Raw genomic sequence first — 22,472 nt, 5'->3', positions numbered from 1 at the left:
CTTATTGTCCTCCTTTCGTTGTTTCTTTAAGAATCGTCACACTCACACCTTGACTCTTTAAATAATCAAGAGCCCGCTGGCGGTTATCAAACGTTCCTTTTAACGTCACAATTAAACTTCCTAAAGGCACTTCTTGGATAATTTCGACATTGCCATATAAGATATTCGTTACGACTTGATACGTACTAAACATTTCAGCAATAATGGGTTGCCCAGTTTGTTCGCCAACATACGAAAGTTCGACTAACCATTCATCATCTGCCAAATTCGCTAACGTTTGGTGTCCTAAAATTGTTTCGAGTGCTTGATCGATATGCGTCGCGGTTCGGATAAAGTCTTTCGTTAACGGTTGTTTTGGTTGGCTAAAGATTTGGACGCTCTCACCATGTTCAATCACGCGTCCCTCTTCCATAACCGCTACTTTATTACAAATTTCTTTCACGACTTGCATCTCATGGGTAATTAACACAATCGTTAAGCCCAATTTTTTATTTAATTCTCTTAATAATGCTAAAATTTGTAAGGTTGTTTTGGGATCAAGGGCACTCGTTGCCTCATCACAAAGTAAAATTTCTGGATCATTCGCTAACGCTCTAGCAATGGCTACCCGTTGCTTTTGACCGCCGGATAATTGACTTGGATAAGCATTCGCTTTATCGCCTAAACCAACTAACTCAAGTAACTCAAGCACTTTTTTTTGACGATCAATTTTCTTTTTGCCGGTGTATTTCAACGAAAAATCAACGTTATCAAAAATCGTACGACTATCCATTAAATTAAAATGTTGGAAAATCATCCCAATCGATTTCCGTTTTTTTCTCAACTCTTTAGGAGCCAAGTTTGTCAAATTTGTCCCATCGACAATCACACTACCCGTTGTTGGTCGTTGCAATAAGTTAATCACCCGGACTAACGTACTTTTCCCGGCACCTGAATAACCGACAATCCCATAAACATCGCCCCGTTCAATTGTTAAATCGACATCCGTCACCGCTGTAATGACGCGTTTTCCTTGATTAAAAATCACTGAAATATCTTTTAATTCTATCATGTTGTTCCTCCTCGTTTTTCTCGTTACTTGAGGATAACAAATAAAAAAGACATCCTCAAACAAAGAACATTTTTCTCTGTTTGAGGACGCCTTTTTGCGTGTTACCACCTCAGTTTAAGTGAATGACTCACTCCTTAGCCCAATCATTTTTAGCTAAAAAAACAAAAAAATCCTTTTACTAGTCGAAACTAGTAAAAGGACGAAAATTCGTGTTACCACCTTTTGTTCGGAAGTTGCCTTCCCTTAGCCCAACAAATTCAGTTGATCTGAACGATTGGCGTTTCTTATAACGGTGAAACGTTCCGAGTGTGCCTACTTATCGACAAACTTTCCTCCAAGGCCATTTTTCTACTTTTCTGAACTTAGCTCTTTTCACCTGCCAGAGCCTCTCTAATAAAGCATCCAAGTATACTTTCCTTCTCACGGGAATTTACTATTTAGTTTTGTTGTTGAAAACCAATTTACAGGATTTCACACTCTTTGTCAATGATTTTTTGTTGTTTTTTCGAAATAGACGAACTTTCCATCTAATGTTCTCGACAATCATTTGTTGACGGTCGCATCCATTGTATCTTGGTATAAAATGCCCTGTTCAGCAAGCGCTTGTTTAATTTGTGCTAAATCTTTCGCTTTTTGATACCGAATCGTATGCAAATGAATGCCATTGGTTAACTGTGATAATAAGCGTGCTTGTGACTTTTCATATTTCTGCATAAAATTCAACATTTCGATTTCGTTACTAATATAAAGACCCCCAACGAGTTCTCCATAAAGATCGTGTTCAACAATCACATCTAAAATCTCGGCACCAAAAGACAAAATCGTTTCGAGCTCTAATTGCGTTTGACTTTCATCATGTTGAACCGCAATTTTTGCAAGGAAGCCTTCTGCTAATTCCTCAGAAGCCAACTTATATCCACGAGCAGTCGCGATAATTTCCTCGCCAGCAGCCCGTAGTAAGGCAACGTCGCCGACAATCACTTGCCGACTCACCCCTAGTTCTTTTGCGAATTTAGTCGCACTATAGGCTTGTTTCGTTGTTTGTAATTGCGCAAGAATCGCTTTGCGTCGCTGTTCTCCATCTAACACAATCATCCCTCCAATTGACGTTTTTGATAGCGTCGCGATTGTGCCATCATATCAGCAAAAGTCGCGACAATCGTTTCTGCATAATCCGGATTTTGGACTTTTCCCCGAACTTTTTCTAGGACTTCTGCTTCTCTTGTGTTATCTAAAATCGCCATCTCGTTTTCTTTTTTAATGCGAACAACCTCCGAAACAGCTTGCATGCGTGCTTCTAGTAAACGCACGATTTGCCCATCAAGCGCATCGATTTCTTGTCTTGTTTTTGCTAACGGATGCTCAGTTAGATCTGTTTTTTTGGTGACTGTCTTGATTACTCTTGCTGGATTCCCCGCTAGAACGACATTATCCGGAAATGATTTCGTCACCACACTGCCCGCTCCAACAACTACATTATCGCCCAGTGTGACACCAGGTAAAATGACACAACCCCCTCCTAGCCAAACATTGTTCCCAATGGTCACAGGTGCACCATTTTCATATCCACTATTACGTTCAATCGGATCTAATGGATGACTGGCAGTATAAATTTGAACGTTTGGGGCGAGCATACAGTTGTCGCCAAAGGTAATCGGACAAACATCTAATAAAATACAATCAAAGTTCGCATAAAAATCTTTGCCAACGGAGATATTATAACCATAATCAAAACGAAGATTCGGTTCAATGTAAACAGTATCTGCGACTTGTCCAAATGTTTGTTTTAAGATTTCCTCTCGAATCTGTGGATCGATTTCGGCATTAAACCTCATCATTTGCTTACGGGCAAACTGGCGACCGGCCACTAACTCTGGATCTCCAGCTAAGTACAGCTCGCCAGCAATCATTTTTTCTTTTTCACTACGATTTTCACTCATTCTTTTGGCTCCTCTACTCTTCTTCTCGTCTTTTCCATTATACCTAAAGATGGAATAGAAAGGAAAAGCTTTTCACATTCTTTTTATTTTTCAAAAATAAGAAGTTTTTCACAAGTTTTTCATGACAGGGTTTTAAAAAGGTGTTAAAATCAAAGTGATTGATTTGAAGTGAGGTGAAAAAAGATGTTAGCAGCAATTATTTATTGGGCAATTATTTTAGTATGTATCGCATGGACAGCGATTAGCTTGTACTTCTCTGTTTTTTACTTAAGCCGTAAAGAAAACGGAAATTTATGGGCCTTTGCATTCTTTAACGTCCTAGCAATCATCGTTTTAGCAATTTCTTTAGTCGTTTTCCGTACGTGGGGCTTTGGCGTCACTCAATACTCTAGCTTAATCTACGTAATTTTAGGTGTGATGGCTGGTTTAACTGTTTTACAAGCTATTTTAGGTCGTGAACCAAAAGCAAAAGCGGCATAAAGCTTTTTCATCATAACTGTGAGACGCTCGAAACGTCTAAACAACAAAACCAACCAAACAGTCTTCTGTTTGGTTGGTTTTTTGTATTCATACTAAGGAAAGTAATCTCTGAAAGTACGTTTTTTTGGGGATAACACAGTTGTTATGATTTGTCGTATGTTGTTTTGACCTATCCGCGCGACATCCCTTCCCAAGTCGTATCATTTGAGTAAACGCTCTCAAAGAGTTAAAATATAATTGAGTTACAAACTTCATCATTATGAAGGAATCTGAAAGGAGCATTCAAATGAAATTTGTTGAAGGAAGTTATGCTACTCCCCAAAGCGCTTTTTTAGCGGTTGAACGTTTGCAAGCACAAGGTTATGAAAAAAAAGACATTCGCTTAATCTCCAATGAGGCTACCCGTCACGAATACCATCAACTAGCGAGCATCGATATTACGACTGAACACGAGTTGACCGAAGAAGCAAAAGAACATCGGTCTTTATGGGAAAAAATTAAAGATGCATTTTCAGATGAATCGTATAACGAAGAAGAAATCCAAAGCGATCAACATTTACTTTACGACTATCGCGAAGATTTACAAAAAGGCTATATTGTGATCTTAATTGAGGGTGAACCAAAAGATCGACTACCCGATGAGGAAGTGCCAAGTGGCTATCCCAATGAGTCAATCGAAACATTACGAGAAAAAGAAATTGAGACGGAACTAGGCTATAACCGACACGATCCGATTTTATAGTCATCTATACGTTGGTTAAATACGACGGAAGCATCTATCTTGACTATAAAAATGAAATCATTTAGCATTGTAGTTGTAGTCATAAACGATTTTCCTAAGCAATACGATTCAAGCAGCCATCATTTTACGATGAGTGATTCGATAGAAATTGTCTATGACCTGATTACATGAACCATATTGAACGGTTATTTCTATCTTTTTTCTTTAGGCTGTAGCGATCCATTTGTTACAGGAAAATTTTCACCATTTTCATTGTTCTATCCTATTTTAAAACGGAAGAGGATTGGTTTTCTCTGACAGGTTTGATGTTCGATGGAACGATTGGCAATGCGGAAATATGACTTGATTCGGTGTGAAAGCCAATCAAAAAAAAAAAATAAAGGAGAGATTATCATGGGTTTTATTTGGGCATTAATTGTAGGGGGCGTAATCGGCGCAGTCGCTGGTGCAATCTTAAATAAAGGAAATTCAATGGGTATTATCGCGAATGTTGTCGCAGGTTTAGTCGGCGCATCTGTTGGTCAAGCACTCCTTGGCGAATGGGGACCTTCACTTGCAGGCATGGCTTTAATTCCATCAATTGTAGGTGCAATCATTGTGATTGCTGTTGTTTCTTTCTTTACAGGTAGAGGTAGAGCATAATTTTTTATATGTTTGATATCCATTTTGTATAAAATATTGGCATCATATTATTTGAATACGTAAACGAGTAAGGAGTTTCTCTTCTTACTCGTTTTTTTGTCTATACCTAAATAAAACGCATCGATGAAAGTGTCCGAAGACTCTTTCGTTGATGCGTTTGTTGATATACCAATCATGTCACAACATTTGTATCAGATAAACTTCCCACTCATTACCTTGGCATTTGATTTTTTCTATTTTTCATCGCCCATTTTACGAGTCCAAAGACAAAAACCCAACCAACTGCTGTCCCTAGTACTTGTAAAGGATACATGGCACCTTTTTTATTGCTAGACATATGAGATGACCTCCTTTTTTGATCGTATTTGACGGTCGCACGGTAAAGCTTGTTGTTAATTAAAGTATAGTTAAAATCGCCCCATTATTCAATCAATACGCCTTTTATATCCGAATAATCTTTTCTCCTCGGGCTTTTTGCGTTTTAAAGATTTCGGATGGTACTTACGCTAATAAACGTCACGGAAATACTCGTAAGGATAACTAGGGAGCACTACTACGTTCTGGATTTCTTGTAGCATTTTCGGATCGCTTAGGATCGCACTGGAATCCGTTCAAACTTGTAGTTGCTGAGAACCTTTTAAAACGACTTCATAAAAAAAGCGACCAAATGACTTCTCTCTTTTGAAAAGTCGGTTGGTCGCTTGAAAAGCATGAAACTGGTTTAAGCAGATGCGTTTACAGATTCATTCATTTTTCTATTTTGGATCTTTTTTAAGACAAAGCGTGAAAAGGGACCTACAATCAGTAATTGATATGGCAGCGCCACGATAAAGTTCATTTTCCAAGCGTTAAGATATGCAGCTACCGATAGCGCTCCGAACCCGCCTTCCACTACTAAACCAAATAATGACATAAACGTCACCATTCCAAGGACCATTAAAGATGAAATCGTTAGAATTAGTTGCATCGGTTTTGTTTTATCAACAAATGAACAGCTAAAGGCGATTTTTTTCGCTACTATTCCGACGACAAATACATCGAGAATAAAAGCAACGATAAATCCTAAGACTACCCCCATGAAAAGATTGATCATCGAAAAATCTTGATGCAATAATAAATTATAAATACTCATTCCGAGCACCATAAGAAAACACATCAAACTGGTAAAAAAGATACCTTCATTTTTTGTTTTTGGCATCATACTTCCTCCTGTCTTGTTTTACAATAACAGTAGCCAGTCTAGCAGAAATAAAGCCGCCTCATAAGTTAAATTTTCATGAGAATTAACAAATTGAATTCTCATGAAAAAGAACCTCTTCAAGAGAGGCATCTTTTTTATTTTGAATATTTTTTATTTCGCAAATAGATTGCCGTTAGAATCGCTAAAAACATCGCTCCAGCAGAGACAGCCAAAAAACCAAAATTAGATTTTTCTCCTGGAAGTCCGCCGGTATTCATGCCCCAAATCCCCGCAATCATCGCAGGAACTGAAACGACCAATGCAGCGGAGTCTAAGAATTTCATCAAATGATTTAAGTTATTACTCATCATATCACTAAATAATCCGCCGACATTTTCCAATAAATCGCGATATAAGCGAACCATTTTTTCGGCATATTTTTGGCGTAGGTTAATTTCATACCGTAATTTCGTATCCGAGAGTTGTTCTGCAAATTTCGTTTCTTCGAAAAAAGTTTGTAATGTTTCTTTTTGTTCTTGTAGCGTGTGATCTAAGAAAATCACGATTCGTTCCGTATTTGCTAAGCGGTCGAGCGCTTCATTTTTGGTCGTTTCACGTGCATCGTCATCAAGTGCATCAATGACTTCCTTAATCTGTCTAAGTTCTTGAATATAATGAGAATAAATCATTAATATCGCATACGCCGTCAAACTTTCTTTGGAGTCAACAGCCGAACCATGTTTTTCGAGTAGTCGTGGGAAAAAGTTCGATTCGGCAGTCGTAAGCGTCAGCATGACCGTATCCGAAAAAATAAAAATAATGGGTTCTAAACGCTCTTCAATTCGTTTATCCCGTTGATTGGTAAGATTCGTTAACACAAGGATTTGTACTTCCTTTAATTCATCGCTTTGATAAATTTCCAAACGGGCAACTTCTTCTTCTTGACGAATTCTCGCTAGTAAATCTTCCGGTAATTTATACGCTTGAAGACACTTTTTAATTTCTTCATCCGTAGCGTCATAAAGGGCAATCCAGTCTGCCTGTGTTTCGGATTCGATTTCTTGAATTGCCTCTTTCACATCAATCTGATAATAATGGATCATCGATCACTCAAATCCTTTCTATCTTCATTCATCTGTAAACGTTCGTTCTCAAATACAGTAACCAAGCGTTTTTGTCGCCTTGTATATAGTGTTTTGAACAACGAAAAAAGATTGCTTCTTTGCAACGTTTTTTCGTTCACTTATAAAGGAAATAAGGTTACTTACAATTATAGCAGAATGCATGAAGGCTCCAAAGAAAAAGCGCTTTTCGTGATTCTCCTCCTATTTCGCCTACGATAACGTCTCTTTTTGCAACTAGCTGCTTTTAGCGCTATGTTTGACAAAGAGAAGCTTATCGGCTAAAATCGCAATAAGTAATAACAATTGAATATGATACCTTCAACCAGGTAGAGGTCGCGAGGTTCATTAACCCTGTCGAGTGAAGCAACACTTTGACGCAGGACTAGGGAACATCGCCGAAACGCTTTTTTAGCTGCTTTCTAAAAAACGTTGGGTCGCAAGTGAATAATTTGCGAACTGTCTTAGTTTCGACTAAGGTGCGCTATGTTTTGTGAGAAGTTTGTCGACAATTATTTCGCTATCTGTCTACAGCCGCTTTCTGATCATAGAGACCGGCTGTTTTTTGTCTTTTTTTAGACATTACCTCGGATGATTGGTGTCCTGATTCAAAGAAAAGAGGATATCAAATGAAAAAAAGAAGGACATTATTTCTATTAATTGCTTTGACCCTTTCCATGGTTGTCGGCACTTTTTCCGTCAATGCGGATGACAAAACACCCGAAAATGAATTTCGTGTGGGGATGGAAACAGCCTATGCTCCTTTTAACTGGACACAAACGAGCGATGCGCATGGTGCTGTTTTAAAGTATGGTGAAAAAAATTCTTATGCAGGTGGCTACGATGTTGAAATTGCGAAGCGCGTCGCTGAAGGTTTAGGCAAAGAACTGGTGATTGTGCCAACTCAGTGGGATGGTCTCGTTCCAGCATTAACATCTGGTTCGATTGATGCCATTATTGCGGGGATGTCCCCCACAGAAGAACGTCGTCAAGTCATTGATTTTACCGACCCCTACTACGAATCACGTTTAGTTGTCGTAACGCGTAAAAATAGTGAGTTTGCCAATGCGACGTCTTTAGCTGATTTTTCCGGTGCGAAAATTACTGGGCAATTAAATACCTTTCACTATTCAGTCGTCGATCAAATTCCGGATGTCGTTTATCAAGATCCGATGAAAGATTTCTCCGCTATGCGTGTGGCGCTAGCCTCTGGTATTATCGATGGCTATGTGAGTGAACGACCAGAAGGAGTCACGGCAACCAACGTCAATGAAAATTTAACAATGATTGAGTTTGCTCCAGAAGATGGTTTTCAAACAGAACCAGAAGATGTGCAAGTTGCGATTGGCATGCGTAAAAACGATCCCCTTGTTCAAGATGTCAACCAAATTTTAGCAGGGATTTCTGCTGAAGAGCGTACAGAATTAATGGATTTAGCCATTCAAAATCAACCTTCCGCTAGCCAAGAAGGAGAGATGAGTCTTTGGTCTACGTTAAAACAAATTATGAGTGAATATGGTATTTTGTTTTTACAAGGTGCAGGACTAACGTTATTAATTGCCATCTTCTCCACGATTGCCGGAACACTCATTGGATTATTGGTCGGTGTTTTTCGGACATTGCCGCAAAGCGATCAACCTTTGACTCGTTTCATGCAAAAATTAGGCGATTGGCTCTTAACGATTTATATTGAAGTCTTTCGTGGAACACCGATGATGGTGCAAGCAATGGTCATTTTCTACGGTTTAGCGTTAGCATTTGGGATTGATTTAAACCGGACAGTCGCAGCGTTACTGATTGTTTCGATTAATACAGGCGCTTATATGTCAGAAATTGTTCGTGGTGGGATTTTCGCAGTCGATAAAGGGCAATTTGAAGCGGCCCAAGCGATCGGAATGACGCATACCCAGACGATGCGTAAAATCGTCTTACCACAAGTTGTTCGAAACATTTTACCTGCGATTGGAAATGAAACCGTCGTAAATATTAAAGATACTGCTGTTTTAAGTGTCATTAGTGTGGGCGATTTATTCTTCCAAGGAACCGCAGCAGCAGGTACAAACTATCTATTCTTCCAAACATTCTTAATTGTCGGGTTGATTTACTTAGTGATGACGCTCAGTGCAACACGCTTGTTACGTTTAATGGAGAAGAAAATCGATGGACCGGATGCTTTCACTAAAGTAGAAGAACCGATAGAAGGTCAAAGATAGGAGAGGTTTTATGTCAACAATTATTGAAATTAATCATTTGAAAAAAAGTTTCGGTGACAATGAAGTCTTAAAAGATATCCAAACGACGGTCAATAAAGGTGAAGTATTAACCATTATCGGATCTTCCGGCTCCGGAAAATCCACCTTACTCCGCTGTATTAACTTATTAGAAAAACCAACAAGTGGCGAAATTCTGTATAATGGCGAAAACGTCTTACAAAAAGGCTATAACTTATCGACCTATCGCACGAAACTTGGAATGGTTTTTCAATCGTTTAATTTGTTTAACAATTTAAACGTCTTAGAAAATTGTACCACGGGACAAATCACTGTCTTAAAACGCCATCCCGAAGAAGCGAAAAAAATTGCTTTAGAAAACTTAGATAAAGTTGGCTTAAAAGAATTTCAAAGTGCCAAACCGAGTCAACTCTCTGGGGGACAAAAACAACGGGTAGCGATTGCGCGTGCATTATCAATGAATCCCGATGTGATGCTGTTTGATGAACCAACTTCAGCACTCGATCCAGAAACCGTGGGGGAAGTGTTAAAAACAATGAAAGACTTGGCGCAGACCGGTTTGACAATGGTGATTGTTACCCATGAAATGGATTTTGCGCGTGATGTTTCTGATCGAGTCATTTTTATGGATAAGGGTGTCATCGCAGAAGAAGGTGCTCCAGAAGATATTTTTGTTCATCCAAAAGAAGAACGCACTAAAACGTTCTTGAGTCGCATTTTAACGCCTTAATCACAATTAAGCACCGCCTAAAAGCCTATGTTAACTGACGGCTTTTAGGCAGTGCTTTTTTCGTGCTTTATGATTACTTCAAGATAAATCCGAACAATTTCCTTCCTAATCGCTTCTTTGTTAGAGTCCTCTATTAGTTAGCTAAGAATTTACTGAAAATTCTTGATTTACAATTGCCATTGCTAACGTAATTTGTTATTTTTGGTACAATCAGATATAGAAATGTGGGGGACGTTATGGAAAAAAAATTAACTTTCACTGATTATTTAACCATCGGATCAATGCTTTTTGGCCTATTCTTTGGTGCAGGCAACTTGATTTTCCCTGTACATATGGGACAAATGGCAGGAGAAAACGTCTTTTGGGCAAATCTTGGTTTCTTAATTACCGGAATTGGACTTCCTTTTTTAGGGGTCATCGCCATTGGTAGTTCACAAAGTCAAGGACTCTTTGACTTAGCTTCACGAGTAAATCGTCAATATGCCTTTATTTTTACCATTTTATTATACCTCGTGATTGGGCCGTTTTTTGCCCTACCACGTTTAGCGACGACTTCATTTGAAATTGCGTTCGCACCTTATTTACCAAAAGAACAACAAACGCTTGGACTGGCTCTCTTTAGCGCATTATTCTTTTTTACGGCTTGGTTCTTAGCCAAAAAACCTTCTAAACTCTTTGATTATATCGGCAGATACTTAAATCCTTTCTTTTTGTGTCTCCTAAGTATCTTAATGGCCTTAGCCTTTATTCGACCAATGGGCCAGACTAGCGCTGCACCGGTGCAGTATGCTTATCAAGATTTCCCCTTTTTCACAGGCTTTACTGAAGGCTACAATACGTTAGACGCCCTTGCTTCTTTAGCGTTTGGGATTATTATTGTTAAAACTATTCAAACCCGTGGCGTCACTAAACCCGCAACAATTGCAATGGATACGATTAAATCCGGCGCAATTAGCATTGTCTTAATGGGAATCATCTATACATTGCTCGCATATATGGGAAGTATGAGTCTCGGCACGCTAGAACTAAGTGAGAACGGCGGCATCGCCTTGGCACAAATGGCTCAATACTATCTTGGATCGTATGGCAGTATCGTCTTAGCCTTAGTCGTCATCTCTGCCTGTTTAAAAACAGCCATTGGGTTAACTTCTGCTTTTTCTGAAACATTCATTGAACTATTCCCTAGTCGTAGCTACTTATTTTTTGCTAGCGCGGTTAGTATGATGGCAGGTGTTTTTGCCAATGTCGGCTTAACAAAAATTATTGAGTTCTCAATTCCTGTCTTAATGTTCTTATATCCACTAGCGATGACCTTAATTATTTTAGCGATTATCGGTCCAATTTTTAAACATGATCCAAAGGTCTATCAAATGACCACACTCTTTACCTTAATTGCTTCGGTTATTGACGGGCTTAATGCTAGCCCCGCTTTCATTCGTCAAACCGCCTTTGCCCAATTTTTCATTGGGTTAGGTGAAGCGACTTTACCTCTGTTTGGAATTGGAATGGGCTGGGTCCTACCGGCTTTAATCGGCTTTGCAGGCGGCATTATTTGGCGTTTTTCAACCCAGAAAAGTTATTAATCATTATTTCTTAACAACTTTCAAAGATTTTCGTCACAAAAAATTCACATTTTCTCAGTAGTATATAAGTGTACCAACAAACAACCCTAACAAACACTTTTTCATTTTTTACTCCTTTTCCTACCGGTCCCCGCCGGTAGGTATTTTTTTGGCGTTTTTTTAACATTTCGTACTACTTTTGCGTTTTGATATTGAGCTTCTTTAATGAACTCTTTTAAACGCGACACGTTGTCTAGTTAATTGTTAAATAGTTTAGTGTCGGATATTCACGATAATCATTAAATACCATTCGTATCCCCGTTGTTTTTACAGGAGGTCGTTCAATGATGCGCTGATAACCAACGCTTGCGCCAGTCCCCCAAGGTTTCCATTGTTGCTCATCGTAATAATACAATGTGAACGCTTCAATACGTTGGCTTTGACGAATGTCTTCTTGTAAAATGACGCGCTGTATCACTTGTTCTTTCGCCCATTCAACTTGAATCATGGGTTTTACATCATCCGGTTGACTCTGCCAGACCTTCCCATCCTCGCGCAACAAATCGCTGAGCGTTACCGGAGTAGTGGCACTCGAATAAGAAAGATGACCACCTTTCATCATCGTTTGATCTTTTACTTGTGCAATTTTCGCCCCTAATTCCTGTAAAACGTCTAGATCTTTTTCATGAAATTCCCCATCTGGTTTCGGTGGGATATTTAATAAGAACGTCGCATTTCCACCTACTGATCGCACATAAATTTGATACAATTCTTCCGCAGAACGGACTTGGTCATTTTCACTTTCATGGTAAAACCATCCCGGACGAATCGAGGTATTAACTTCTGCCGGATACCAGACAAGTTCTCCGTGATAATGTTCCAACGCTTTTCGACTTCCTAAATCCTCATCGCCTGACGTGATTTTTCGTGAAAAGATCCCGTCATCGATTTGCTGAGAACGCTCGGTAATTTTTTCTAAGTCTTGTAGTTCAACAGGCACCACACTCCACTCTTGCGCCCGTGTGTGTCCGGCCTCATTGCCACACCAACGGACATCTGGACCACAAACACTAATCACGGCATTTGGTTGCAACTGACGTACAACTTGGTTGATGCGCTCCCAATCATACTGTTGTTTTTTTCCATTTGGCCCCTCTCCATTGGCACCGTCTAACCAAACACTAAATATCTCCCCATAGTTCGTTAAGAGTTCCGTTAACTGCGCGAGATAAAAATCGTTATACGCTTGACCGCTGCCATAACTTTGCGCGTGACGATCCCAAGGTGACAGATAGATGCCAAATTTCAACCCGTATTTTTGACATGCTTGCGATACCTCTTTTACTAAGTCACCTTCTCCTGCTTTCCAGGGCGCGGTTTTGACACTATAGTCTGTTGTTGTACTCGGCCACAAACAAAATCCGTCATGGTGCTTACAGGTCAAAATGACGCCCTGCATCTGTCCAGCTTTCATCTGTTGCACCCACTTATCCGCATCCAGTTTTTGAGGATCAAACAACGTGGTTGGTTCATTCCCGAATCCCCATTCGCGGTCCGTCATCGTATTGATTCCAAAATGGATAAAACCATAGTATTGTGTCTGCTGCCAAGCAAGTTGTCGTGGACTTGGAACGACTGTTGTCAAATCAGTTATGTTCATTTGTTGGACTCCTTTAAGTAGGCACGCGCGCCTTTTTCTAATAAGTCATGCATTTGTTGGATTGTTTGAATAAGCTGGAGCGTCTCATTTTCTGAGAAAGGCACTTGCGCACCATAATCATTTGTTTTCCCCGACAGTTGTGGCCATCCATCCAGTAGTTGTGTGACCTCTGACACGAGTGCCGGCTGTTTTTTTTGTAAAAATAAATATTTTCGGCTATCGTTGAGTGCTTGTTGCATTTGCTGAAAACGCAGTGACATCATCGCACCCTTTTCTCCTGGATAAAGTAAAAAGGGATCGCCACTTTCCCAGTACCAGTGACTGCCGTTGACTAATGGATCTTTAACCCACGCATCCAATGCCCATCGTAAAAAACCATCTGCCCCATAAGCCACCGTATTCCAAATCACCCATTGACTCTCAAATGGATGACTATAAAGAAACATCGCAGGGTAATCCCCCACACAGTTATAAATCGACGTTGTAAGACCCTTTGTTCGTCGTTGTTCACACCACTGACGAAATACAGTCTGATCACCTAGATGCTGTTGACCAATCGCTAGATCAGCAATTTGCTCAAGTAATGTATGATCGAAACTTTGATAATTCAGCGCACACGAAACTTTTAACATTTTCCCTTCTTGATTCGGGTGCTCTTTGATTAGTTGTAAAACATTCGTTAACGTTTCGGCTGGTCGCTCATCAATCGCAATATAGGTGATATCAAACCAACCTTTTTCTTCTAAATGTTGAACAAATGCTGTCAAAAAGTCACGCCAAATCTTTTGCCACTGCGGTGAGTCAACCGGATAAATCCGCTCTTGCAAGACACCTGCTTCATCAAAATAATAAATTTTATCTTCCCAAGGCAACATTGAAAAACATTTTATTTTTTGATTAATACCAAGTGCTAAACAAAGCGCCACATATTGATCAAACCATGTAAAATCAAAGGTCATTTTCTCACCGCTTTGCTGCCAAGTGACCAGACTCGGATAAGCATCATACGTTTGGTGATTCCAAGGATCGTGGACAATCGTCGTTACAATCGTATCGCCTCCCGCTTCGGCGTAATACGCTAAACTTTCAGCAATTCGCTCACAATGGGCTTTATTAAAATAATCTTTCGGTTCGATTTGATAATAACGGGCCACCGCAAAAGGATATTGCCAAAGTTCTAAGGTAGGCGCCGTTTGAGTCGGTAGTAAAAGTGGTAAGACCTCAAACGTCAGTGTTTTTGAGACGCTGATTTTGCCTTGTGTGGCCCTAATTTCTCCTTGCCATTTTCCAGGAGCCGTCCCTGTCAGGCGTAAACAAAACAATTGGTAAGAAGACGTTGGCACTTCTTCTTGAATGACAAATGGTTGGAGACAATCATAAAAAGAAGCCTCTGGTGCTTGTGGAATCTCTCCCCACGTCACACCTCGACCGATATGCGCTTGCGTGCTGTTTAATTGATAAAGTTCTACCTCACAGTCGGAAAAACCTGTCACCGTTAAACGATACGGTTCTTCAGTCATGTCATCCAAGGAAAAATAATAATCCTTGGCTTCATTCAACCATCCCACTTTTATTTTGGTTGTCTTTTCTTCTTCTGGCTTGTCAAACGGCTTGATTCCGTTCAACGCGAACCAATTGATTTTCATTTTCTTAAATCCTTTCTATCTCTCTTTTTCCCCCTTCCTTAGGATACTAAAAACGCTTCCAAATGAGTAGTGTTTTTAGACAATAAAAAAAGATTTTCCTTCTTTATCTCTAAAAGAAGAAAAATCGATCTTTATTTGGCGATTTTTTTATTTTTCATGCTGAGGACGCTTACTTTTTCAATCTTATGAAGCGGAACAATTCGTAATTGATGCTGATTCTTTTGCATTTTAATCACAACATTGTCATTCCCACTATTTTTACTGGCAACGTAGCCGACAATCGTTTCAAACGCATCAATTTTCTCCGTTTGTAATTGTAAAACGACTAAATCTTGATCACGAGCCGCTTCGCTCAAACGGCTGCGATAGGTTTCAATCGTTTGCTGCTTTTCAAGGTCATCATTAAATAAATTATCCAATAAGGTTACCGAAGTCATGACGAGTCGTTTCCCTAGTTGTTTTAGTGAAATTGGTTTTTTTTCCATTTTTCTCGCCCTCCTACGATTCTACCTTGATTCATTTTCTGACCAATAAGTCAGCCACTTTGGGAGCGCTGCTTGGATCAATTGATCGGTTTTTTGAAAGTCCCCAGTGTACCATGGATCCGGAACATCTTGGATTGAATCAACCTCTTCTACCGATAAAAACAAGTGAACTTTCTTTTTTGTTCCGTCAGGTGCAATTTTCATTAAATCAATTACATTTTGTTGATCCATTCCAATAATATAGTCAAACGTCAGAAAATCTTCCGATGTTATTTGACGAGCAATCATATTTTGAACATCCACTTGATGCTGCTTTAAGATTTTTTGGGTCCCTGGATGCGGAGCTTCGCCAATTTGATAACGACTCGTTGCAGCCGAATCGACCTCAATTCTCACGCCTTGTTCCTGTGCGTACTTTCGCAACAGGCCTTCTGCCATCGGTGAGCGGCAAATATTTCCAAGACAAACAAATAATACTCGCATCTGCCTCACTCCTTCTTATTCCCCTACATAAGGATAGTTAAAATGTTCATAGGATAATCGCGTCACCATTCGCCCTCTTTGCGTTCGCTTTAAAAATCCTTTTTGAATCAAATAAGGTTCATACATATCCTCGACCGTTTCTTGTTCCTCTCCGATATTTACAGAGAGTGTACTTAAACCAACAGGCCCACCATTATATAATTCGATCATCGTTTTAATTAATTTTTGATCGACATAATCTAATCCCGCATGATCCACTTGTAGCAACAACAGTGCCCGGTCCGCTAATTGACGATTAATAACGCCATCACCTTCTACTTGGGCAAAATCTCGCACCCGCTTCAATAAACGATTGGCAATTCGAGGAGTCCCTCTAGATCGTCGTGCAATCTCTAAAGCCCCTTCTTCCACAATCTCTGTCGAAAAAATAGCCGCCGATCGACAAATGATTTCTTGCAAATCTGCTTCTGTATAGTATTCCATATGAGAGATAATGCCAAAACGATCTCTCAAAGGCGCAGAAAGCATCCCTGCGCGCGTCGTCGCCCCTACTAAGGTAAATGGCGGTAACGGGAAGTGAACTGGATGAGCCGACGTTCCTTGCCCAACCATGATATCAATATAAAAGTCTTCCATCGCTGAATAGAGCATTTCTTCTACCACTTTTGGTAAACGGTGAATTTCATCGATAAACAACACATCACCTGGATCTAGTTCATTTAAAATCGCAACCAAATCACCTGGTTTTTCAATCGCCGGACCACTCGTCGTTCGGACATTGACTTGCATTTCATTGGCAATCACCATCGCCATCGTCGTCTTTCCTAAGCCAGGAGGTCCATAAAGTAAAACGTGATCCAAAGACTCTTCCCTTTGCTTCGCCGCTTGAATATAAATCCCCAGTTCATTTTTTACTTTATCTTGTCCAATATATTCACTAAAGAATTGTGGTCGAAGCGATTTTTCAAAAGTATCTTCTTCTCTTTCAATTGGTGAAATAATCCGTTCTTCCATCGATTGCTCCTTTTATTTCTTCATAATCATTTTTAAAGCTACCCGTAAATATTCATCGGTCGTCGTACAAATTGTCTGTTGCAATTCTTTTTCGACTTTCTTGACTTCTTTCTCACTGTAACCCAATGCCTTCAATGCCGCTAATGCTTCTTCTAAGTGATGGGTACCATCGAAAAGTTGCGGTTGTTTCGCCGGTAAGCCTTCTTCAATAATATCGCCCAACTTCCCTTGTAAATCAAGAATTAATTGCTGCGCTGTTTTCTTTCCAACACCAGGAAACTTCGTCAAATAGGCTCCATCTTGTGATTCAATCGCTTGGATCAATCCTAAGTGATCATCATTAGCCATAATTGCTAAGCCACTTTTAGGACCAATTCCTGAAACACTAATTAAGCGTAAAAACAGTTTCTTTTCCTCAACTGTTTTGAACCCAAACAATTGATGAGCGTCTTCTCGAATGACTTGATGGACATAAATACGCGTTTCTTGCGTTTCTTTTCCGACGTAATAATACGGATTCCCGCATTGAATTTGATAGCCGATTCCTTGATTTTCTAACACAATATAAGCCGGTGTAATCCCGGTTACTTTTCCAATAAGATATTCGTACATGATTAACCCTTTCTGCACATATGTTCCCTTCATTGTACCATAAAATAGACAAATAAGAAAAACCTAGATGAATGAATTTCTTCTAGGTTTTTCTTATTTATTATTTCACGTAAGGGATAAAAGACTCGTAGCCTGCTTGCTTCATTTCATTTAAAGGAATAAATTTTAAAGCAGCAGAGTTAATACAGTAGCGTAAGCCGCCTTCGTCTACTGGTCCATCTGGAAAAACGTGTCCCAAATGCGAATCCGCTTCTTGACTACGAACTTCAATCCGTGTCATACCTAGAGTAGTATCCTTATTTTCTTTAATCATAACTTTTGGTAATGGCCGAGTAAAGGATGGCCATCCACATCCAGCATCATACTTATCTGTTGAAGCAAAAAGCGGTTCTCCACTCACAATATCAACATAAATCCCTTTATCATAGTGATTATCATACTTTCCAGTAAACGGACGCTCCGTCGCATTTTCTTGTGTTACCGCATATTCAACAACCGATAATTGTTTCTTTAACTCATCTTTGGATTGTTTCATCTAAGATTCCTCCTCATGATTCTGGTTATTTATTTCAACTATCTTTATTTTGCAACGTTTTCTTAAAATATGCGAGTATTTAGCTTTTGACACGCCATTTTGCATAAGAGCTGTAGCAAGATCGCTATCTTTCACACTTATTGTACATCCTTCAAATAAATTATTTTAATCATAACGTTTTTCTCTTATTTAGATGATTTCGTAAACCTACATTAAACAAAAAAAGACTAGAATTTTCATTCTAATCTTTTATATTCGCGTGGCGACGTCCTGCTCTCACAAAGGGAAACCCTTCACTACAATCGGCGCTAAGAAGCTTAACTTCTGTGTTCGGCATGGGTACAGGTGTATCCTTCTTGCTATCGCCACCACACTATTTGATTATTTGAGTAAGTGTTGCTCACTCAAAACTGGATTTGAAGAAAATCATTGTACCGTACCAAGTTTTTATTTTACCATTTTGGTTAAGTCCTCGATCGATTAGTATCAGTCCGCTCCGTACATCGCTGCACTTCCACTCCTGACCTATCTACCTGATCATCTCTCAGGGATCTTACTTTCTTAAAGAAATGGGAAATCTCATCTTGAGGTGGGCTTCACACTTAGATGCTTTCAGCGTTTATCCCTTCCCTACATAGCTACCCAGCGATGCCTCTGGCGAGACAACTGGTACACCAGCGGTAAGTCCATCCCGGTCCTCTCGTACTAAGGACAGCTCCTCTCAAATTTCCAACGCCCGCGACGGATAGGGACCGAACTGTCTCACGACGTTCTGAACCCAGCTCGCGTGCCGCTTTAATGGGCGAACAGCCCAACCCTTGGGACCGACTACAGCCCCAGGATGCGACGAGCCGACATCGAGGTGCCAAACCTCCCCGTCGATGTGGACTCTTGGGGGAGATAAGCCTGTTATCCCCAGGGTAGCTTTTATCCGTTGAGCGATGGCCCTTCCATGCGGAACCACCGGATCACTAAGCCCGACTTTCGTCCCTGCTCGAGTTGTAGCTCTCGCAGTCAAGCTCCCTTTTGCCTTTGCACTCTACGAATGATTTCCAACCATTCTGAGGGAACCTTTGGGCGCCTCCGTTACCTTTTAGGAGGCGACCGCCCCAGTCAAACTGCCCATCTGACACTGTCTCCCATCACGATTAGTGATGCGGGTTAGAGTGGCCATAACACAAGGGTAGTATCCCACCATTGCCTCCATCGAAACTAGCGTCCCGATCTCTACGGCTCCTACCTATCCTGTACATGCGGTACAGACACTCAATATCAAATTACAGTAAAGCTCCATGGGGTCTTTCCGTCCTGTCGCGGGTAACCTGCATCTTCACAGGTACTAAAATTTCACCGAGTCTCTCGTTGAGACAGTGCCCAAATCGTTACGCCTTTCGTGCGGGTCGGAACTTACCCGACAAGGAATTTCGCTACCTTAGGACCGTTATAGTTACGGCCGCCGTTTACTGGGGCTTCAATTCGTACCTTCGCTTGCGCTAAGCACTCCTCTTAACCTTCCAGCACCGGGCAGGCGTCAGCCCCTATACTTCATCTTTCGATTTTGCAGAGACCTGTGTTTTTGATAAACAGTCGCTTGGGCCTATTCACTGCGGCTGTTCTTGCGAACAGCACCCCTTCTCCCGAAGTTACGGGGTCATTTTGCCGAGTTCCTTAACGAGAGTTCTCTCGCACACCTTAGGATACTCTCCTCGACTACCTGTGTCGGTTTACGGTACGGGCCGTTGTTTTCTAACTAGAAGCTTTTCTCGGCAGTGTGACATCAGAAACTTCGGTACTTAAATTTCCCTCCCCATCACAACTTGTCCTTAATGAATGAAAGCATTTGACTCTCACTCGGACTTATTGCTTGGACAGACATTTCCAATCGTCTGCATTTCTTAGCCTACTGCGTCCCTCCATCGCTCAAACAAAAACAACGGGTACAGGAATATCAACCTGTTGTCCATCGCCTACGCCTATCGGCCTCGGCTTAGGTCCCGACTAACCCTGGGCGGACGAGCCTTCCCCAGGAAACCTTAGTCATACGGTGGACAGGATTCTCACCTGTCTTTCGCTACTCATACCGGCATTCTCACTTCTAAGCGCTCCAGCAGTCCTCACGGTCTACCTTCGACGCCCTTAGAACGCTCTCCTACCAGTGTACATACGTACACTCCACAGCTTCGGTAATATGTTTAGCCCCGGTAAATTTTCGGCGCAGGGTCACTCGACTAGTGAGCTATTACGCACTCTTTAAATGATGGCTGCTTCTGAGCCAACATCCTAGTTGTCTGTGCAACCCCACATCCTTTTCCACTTAACATATATTTTGGGACCTTAGCTGGTGGTCTGGGCTGTTTCCCTTTCGACTATGGATCTTATCACTCACAGTCTGACTGCCAGATATAAATGTATGGCATTCGGAGTTTATCTGAATTCGGTAACCCTAGACGGGCCCCTAGTCCAAACAGTGCTCTACCTCCATCATTCTTAAAATCTGACGCTAGCCCTAAAGCTATTTCGGAGAGAACCAGCTATCTCCAAGTTCGTTTGGAATTTCTCCGCTACCCACACCTCATCCCCGCATTTTTCAACATACGTGGGTTCGGTCCTCCAGTGCGTTTTACCGCACCTTCAACCTGGACATGGGTAGATCACTTGGTTTCGGGTCTACGACCACCTACTCATTCGCCCTATTCAGACTCGCTTTCGCTACGGCTCCGTCTCTTCGACTTAACCTCGCAGATAATCGTAACTCGCCGGTTCATTCTACAAAAGGCACGCTATCACCCATTAACGGGCTCTAACTTGTTGTAGGCACATGGTTTCAGGATCTATTTCACTCCCCTTCCGGGGTGCTTTTCACCTTTCCCTCACGGTACTGGTTCACTATCGGTCACTAGAGAGTATTTAGCCTTGGGAGATGGTCCTCCCGGATTCCGACGGAATTCCTCGTGTTCCGCCGTACTCAGGATCCTCCTAGGTGCTTTCCAAATTTCGTCTACGGGGTTTTTACCCTCTTTGACGGACTTTTCCAAATCCTTCGACTATCTGAAAAAACTACCATATCGGAGTCCTACAACCCCAACAAGCAAGCTTGTTGGTTTGGGCTGTTCCCGTTTCGCTCGCCGCTACTAAGGGAATCGAATTTTCTTTCTCTTCCTGCAGGTACTTAGATGTTTCAGTTCTCTGCGTCTACCTCTAATCAGCTATGTATTCACTGAAAAGTAACATCCTATAAAAGATGTTGGGTTTCCCCATTCGGAAATCTCTGGATCAAAGCTTACGTACAGCTCCCCAAAGCATATCGGTGTTCGTCCCGTCCTTCATCGGCTTCTAGTGCCAAGGCATCCACCATGCGCCCTTATTCACTTAACCTTCTCAACCTTACGGTTGGGTTTTTGACGTTGTTTCTAGCGATAGAAACGCGATCAAAGATAAAATAAATAAAGTAATTGGAATCATGTAACAATCATCCAACACAATGTTCTTGGTTTGTTATATTTCTTTTCTTCAATATCCAGTTTTCAATGAGCAAAATACAATTAAATTGAGAGTAAACCTCTCAAAACTGAACAAAGAGCAAACGATGTGTAGTTTCCGTGATGTTTGATTGGCAAATGATGAAACATCATTGCGTCAAACAAATTCCTTAGAAAGGAGGTGATCCAGCCGCACCTTCCGATACGGCTACCTTGTTACGACTTCACCCCAATCATCTATCCCACCTTAGGCGACTGGCTCCAAAAAGGTTACCTCATCGACTTCGGGTGTTACAAACTTTCGTGGTGTGACGGGCGGTGTGTACAAGGCCCGGGAACGTATTCACCGCGGCATGCTGATCCGCGATTACTAGCGATTCCGGCTTCATGTAGGCGAGTTGCAGCCTACAATCCGAACTGAGAGAGGTTTTAAGAGATTAGCTCAGCCTCGCGGCTTGGCGACTCGTTGTACCTCCCATTGTAGCACGTGTGTAGCCCAGGTCATAAGGGGCATGATGATTTGACGTCATCCCCACCTTCCTCCGGTTTGTCACCGGCAGTCTCGCTAGAGTGCCCAACTAAATGATGGCAACTAACAATAAGGGTTGCGCTCGTTGCGGGACTTAACCCAACATCTCACGACACGAGCTGACGACAACCATGCACCACCTGTCACTTTGTCCCCGAAGGGAAAGCTCTATCTCTAGAGTGGTCAAAGGATGTCAAGACCTGGTAAGGTTCTTCGCGTTGCTTCGAATTAAACCACATGCTCCACCGCTTGTGCGGGCCCCCGTCAATTCCTTTGAGTTTCAGTCTTGCGACCGTACTCCCCAGGCGGAGTGCTTAATGCGTTAGCTGCAGCACTGAAGGGCGGAAACC

19 protein-coding genes, 3 rRNA genes, 1 riboswitch and 1 other annotated feature (1 of these 24 running past the window's edge) are annotated in these 22,472 nt (G+C 41.2%); of the genes, 6 read left to right on the top strand and 16 right to left on the bottom strand.

The window, feature by feature from the left end:
- Position 1 precedes the first annotated feature (1 nt).
- The 3 genes from IGI68_RS06280 to IGI68_RS06270 all read right to left on the bottom strand — a co-directional run bounded on the left by IGI68_RS06280 (position 2) and on the right by IGI68_RS06270 (position 2,991).
- Positions 2-1,051: an ATP-binding cassette domain-containing protein gene (locus IGI68_RS06280; protein ID WP_273230414.1), complete on the bottom strand. Its 1,050-nt coding sequence runs from the start codon at positions 1,049-1,051 to the stop codon at positions 2-4.
- Positions 1,052-1,243: 192 nt separating this feature from the next.
- Positions 1,244-1,484: a binding site (T-box leader), on the bottom strand.
- Positions 1,485-1,594: 110 nt separating this feature from the next.
- Positions 1,595-2,140 (bottom strand): transcription repressor NadR, encoded by a 546-nt coding sequence (locus IGI68_RS06275; protein WP_438731442.1) that lies wholly within the window; start codon positions 2,138-2,140, stop codon positions 1,595-1,597.
- A gap of 2 nt (positions 2,141-2,142) precedes the next feature.
- On the bottom strand, positions 2,143-2,991 hold the full coding sequence (locus tag IGI68_RS06270) for a chorismate mutase (RefSeq protein WP_438731439.1): 849 nt from the start codon (positions 2,989-2,991) through the stop codon (positions 2,143-2,145).
- Between the two features lie 183 nt (positions 2,992-3,174).
- Here IGI68_RS06270 and IGI68_RS06265 point away from each other — a divergent pair, with 183 nt between their 5' ends.
- The 3 genes from IGI68_RS06265 to IGI68_RS06255 all read left to right on the top strand — a co-directional run bounded on the left by IGI68_RS06265 (position 3,175) and on the right by IGI68_RS06255 (position 4,855).
- Positions 3,175-3,471, top strand: a complete 297-nt coding sequence (locus tag IGI68_RS06265; RefSeq protein ID WP_071874925.1) for a hypothetical protein — start codon at positions 3,175-3,177, stop codon at positions 3,469-3,471.
- Positions 3,472-3,757: 286 nt separating this feature from the next.
- The gene (locus IGI68_RS06260; RefSeq protein WP_071874926.1) at positions 3,758-4,213 is read left to right on the top strand and encodes a general stress protein; all 456 of its coding nucleotides are present in this window, start codon (positions 3,758-3,760) and stop codon (positions 4,211-4,213) included.
- Between the two features lie 393 nt (positions 4,214-4,606).
- Positions 4,607-4,855 (top strand): GlsB/YeaQ/YmgE family stress response membrane protein, encoded by a 249-nt coding sequence (locus IGI68_RS06255; RefSeq protein WP_071874927.1) that lies wholly within the window; start codon positions 4,607-4,609, stop codon positions 4,853-4,855.
- 211 nt (positions 4,856-5,066) lie between these two features.
- Here IGI68_RS06255 and IGI68_RS06250 read toward each other — a convergent pair whose 3' ends face one another.
- From IGI68_RS06250 to IGI68_RS06240, 3 genes are all read right to left on the bottom strand, one after another.
- The gene (locus IGI68_RS06250) at positions 5,067-5,192 is read right to left on the bottom strand and encodes a hypothetical protein (protein ID WP_273230426.1); all 126 of its coding nucleotides are present in this window, start codon (positions 5,190-5,192) and stop codon (positions 5,067-5,069) included.
- A gap of 384 nt (positions 5,193-5,576) precedes the next feature.
- Complete coding sequence (locus IGI68_RS06245) at positions 5,577-6,053, bottom strand: DUF2798 domain-containing protein (RefSeq protein ID WP_438731433.1); 477 nt, start codon at positions 6,051-6,053, stop codon at positions 5,577-5,579.
- Positions 6,054-6,190: 137 nt separating this feature from the next.
- Positions 6,191-7,138, bottom strand: a complete 948-nt coding sequence (locus IGI68_RS06240; protein WP_438731430.1) for a magnesium transporter CorA family protein — start codon at positions 7,136-7,138, stop codon at positions 6,191-6,193.
- A gap of 340 nt (positions 7,139-7,478) precedes the next feature.
- Positions 7,479-7,651, top strand: a riboswitch (Lysine riboswitch).
- 134 nt (positions 7,652-7,785) lie between these two features.
- Between IGI68_RS06240 and IGI68_RS06235 the strand changes: the two genes are divergently transcribed.
- The 3 genes from IGI68_RS06235 to brnQ all read left to right on the top strand — a co-directional run bounded on the left by IGI68_RS06235 (position 7,786) and on the right by brnQ (position 11,700).
- A complete protein-coding gene (locus IGI68_RS06235; protein WP_438731427.1) occupies positions 7,786-9,369 on the top strand; it encodes an ABC transporter permease subunit in 1,584 nt (527 codons plus the stop codon).
- A 10-nt stretch (positions 9,370-9,379) separates the two neighbouring features.
- Entirely contained in the window at positions 9,380-10,117 is a 738-nt protein-coding gene (locus tag IGI68_RS06230; RefSeq protein WP_438731424.1) for an amino acid ABC transporter ATP-binding protein, read from the top strand.
- A 236-nt stretch (positions 10,118-10,353) separates the two neighbouring features.
- The gene (gene brnQ / locus IGI68_RS06225) at positions 10,354-11,700 is read left to right on the top strand and encodes a branched-chain amino acid transport system II carrier protein (protein ID WP_438731421.1); all 1,347 of its coding nucleotides are present in this window, start codon (positions 10,354-10,356) and stop codon (positions 11,698-11,700) included.
- A gap of 232 nt (positions 11,701-11,932) precedes the next feature.
- On the opposite strand, the gene IGI68_RS06220 is transcribed toward brnQ, so the two are convergent.
- The 10 genes from IGI68_RS06220 to IGI68_RS06175 form a co-directional block, all read right to left on the bottom strand.
- On the bottom strand, positions 11,933-13,339 hold the full coding sequence (locus IGI68_RS06220) for an alpha-L-fucosidase (RefSeq protein WP_438731418.1): 1,407 nt from the start codon (positions 13,337-13,339) through the stop codon (positions 11,933-11,935).
- Entirely contained in the window at positions 13,336-14,985 is a 1,650-nt protein-coding gene (locus IGI68_RS06215; protein ID WP_438731415.1) for a DUF4091 domain-containing protein, read from the bottom strand. Before IGI68_RS06215 ends, IGI68_RS06220 begins: the two co-directional genes overlap by 4 nt.
- Positions 14,986-15,116: 131 nt before the next feature.
- The gene (locus IGI68_RS06210) at positions 15,117-15,470 is read right to left on the bottom strand and encodes a hypothetical protein (RefSeq protein WP_071874935.1); all 354 of its coding nucleotides are present in this window, start codon (positions 15,468-15,470) and stop codon (positions 15,117-15,119) included.
- Between the two features lie 21 nt (positions 15,471-15,491).
- A complete protein-coding gene (locus IGI68_RS06205) occupies positions 15,492-15,953 on the bottom strand; it encodes a low molecular weight protein-tyrosine-phosphatase (protein ID WP_438731412.1) in 462 nt (153 codons plus the stop codon).
- Positions 15,954-15,968: 15 nt separating this feature from the next.
- Positions 15,969-16,967 (bottom strand): Holliday junction branch migration DNA helicase RuvB, encoded by a 999-nt coding sequence (gene ruvB / locus IGI68_RS06200; protein ID WP_071874937.1) that lies wholly within the window; start codon positions 16,965-16,967, stop codon positions 15,969-15,971.
- Between the two features lie 12 nt (positions 16,968-16,979).
- Positions 16,980-17,579: a Holliday junction branch migration protein RuvA gene (ruvA, locus tag IGI68_RS06195; protein WP_438733228.1), complete on the bottom strand. Its 600-nt coding sequence runs from the start codon at positions 17,577-17,579 to the stop codon at positions 16,980-16,982.
- 100 nt (positions 17,580-17,679) lie between these two features.
- Positions 17,680-18,114 (bottom strand): peptide-methionine (R)-S-oxide reductase MsrB, encoded by a 435-nt coding sequence (gene msrB / locus IGI68_RS06190; RefSeq protein WP_438731408.1) that lies wholly within the window; start codon positions 18,112-18,114, stop codon positions 17,680-17,682.
- A 257-nt stretch (positions 18,115-18,371) separates the two neighbouring features.
- Positions 18,372-18,487: ribosomal RNA gene (gene rrf, locus IGI68_RS06185) — 5S ribosomal RNA — on the bottom strand.
- Positions 18,488-18,574: 87 nt separating this feature from the next.
- A 23S ribosomal RNA gene (locus tag IGI68_RS06180) occupies positions 18,575-21,489 on the bottom strand.
- A 278-nt stretch (positions 21,490-21,767) separates the two neighbouring features.
- Positions 21,768-22,472 (bottom strand): 16S ribosomal RNA (locus IGI68_RS06175) (it continues 853 nt past the right edge of the window).
- The 16S, 23S and 5S rRNA genes sit together here, the layout of an rRNA operon.

The organism is Enterococcus sp. DIV1314a (genome assembly GCF_051713805.1).
Lineage (GTDB): Bacteria > Bacillota > Bacilli > Lactobacillales > Enterococcaceae > Enterococcus_I > Enterococcus_I aquimarinus.
The sequence above is the reverse complement of the archived record's forward strand: the minus strand, read 5'-3'. Positions and strand labels throughout refer to the sequence as shown.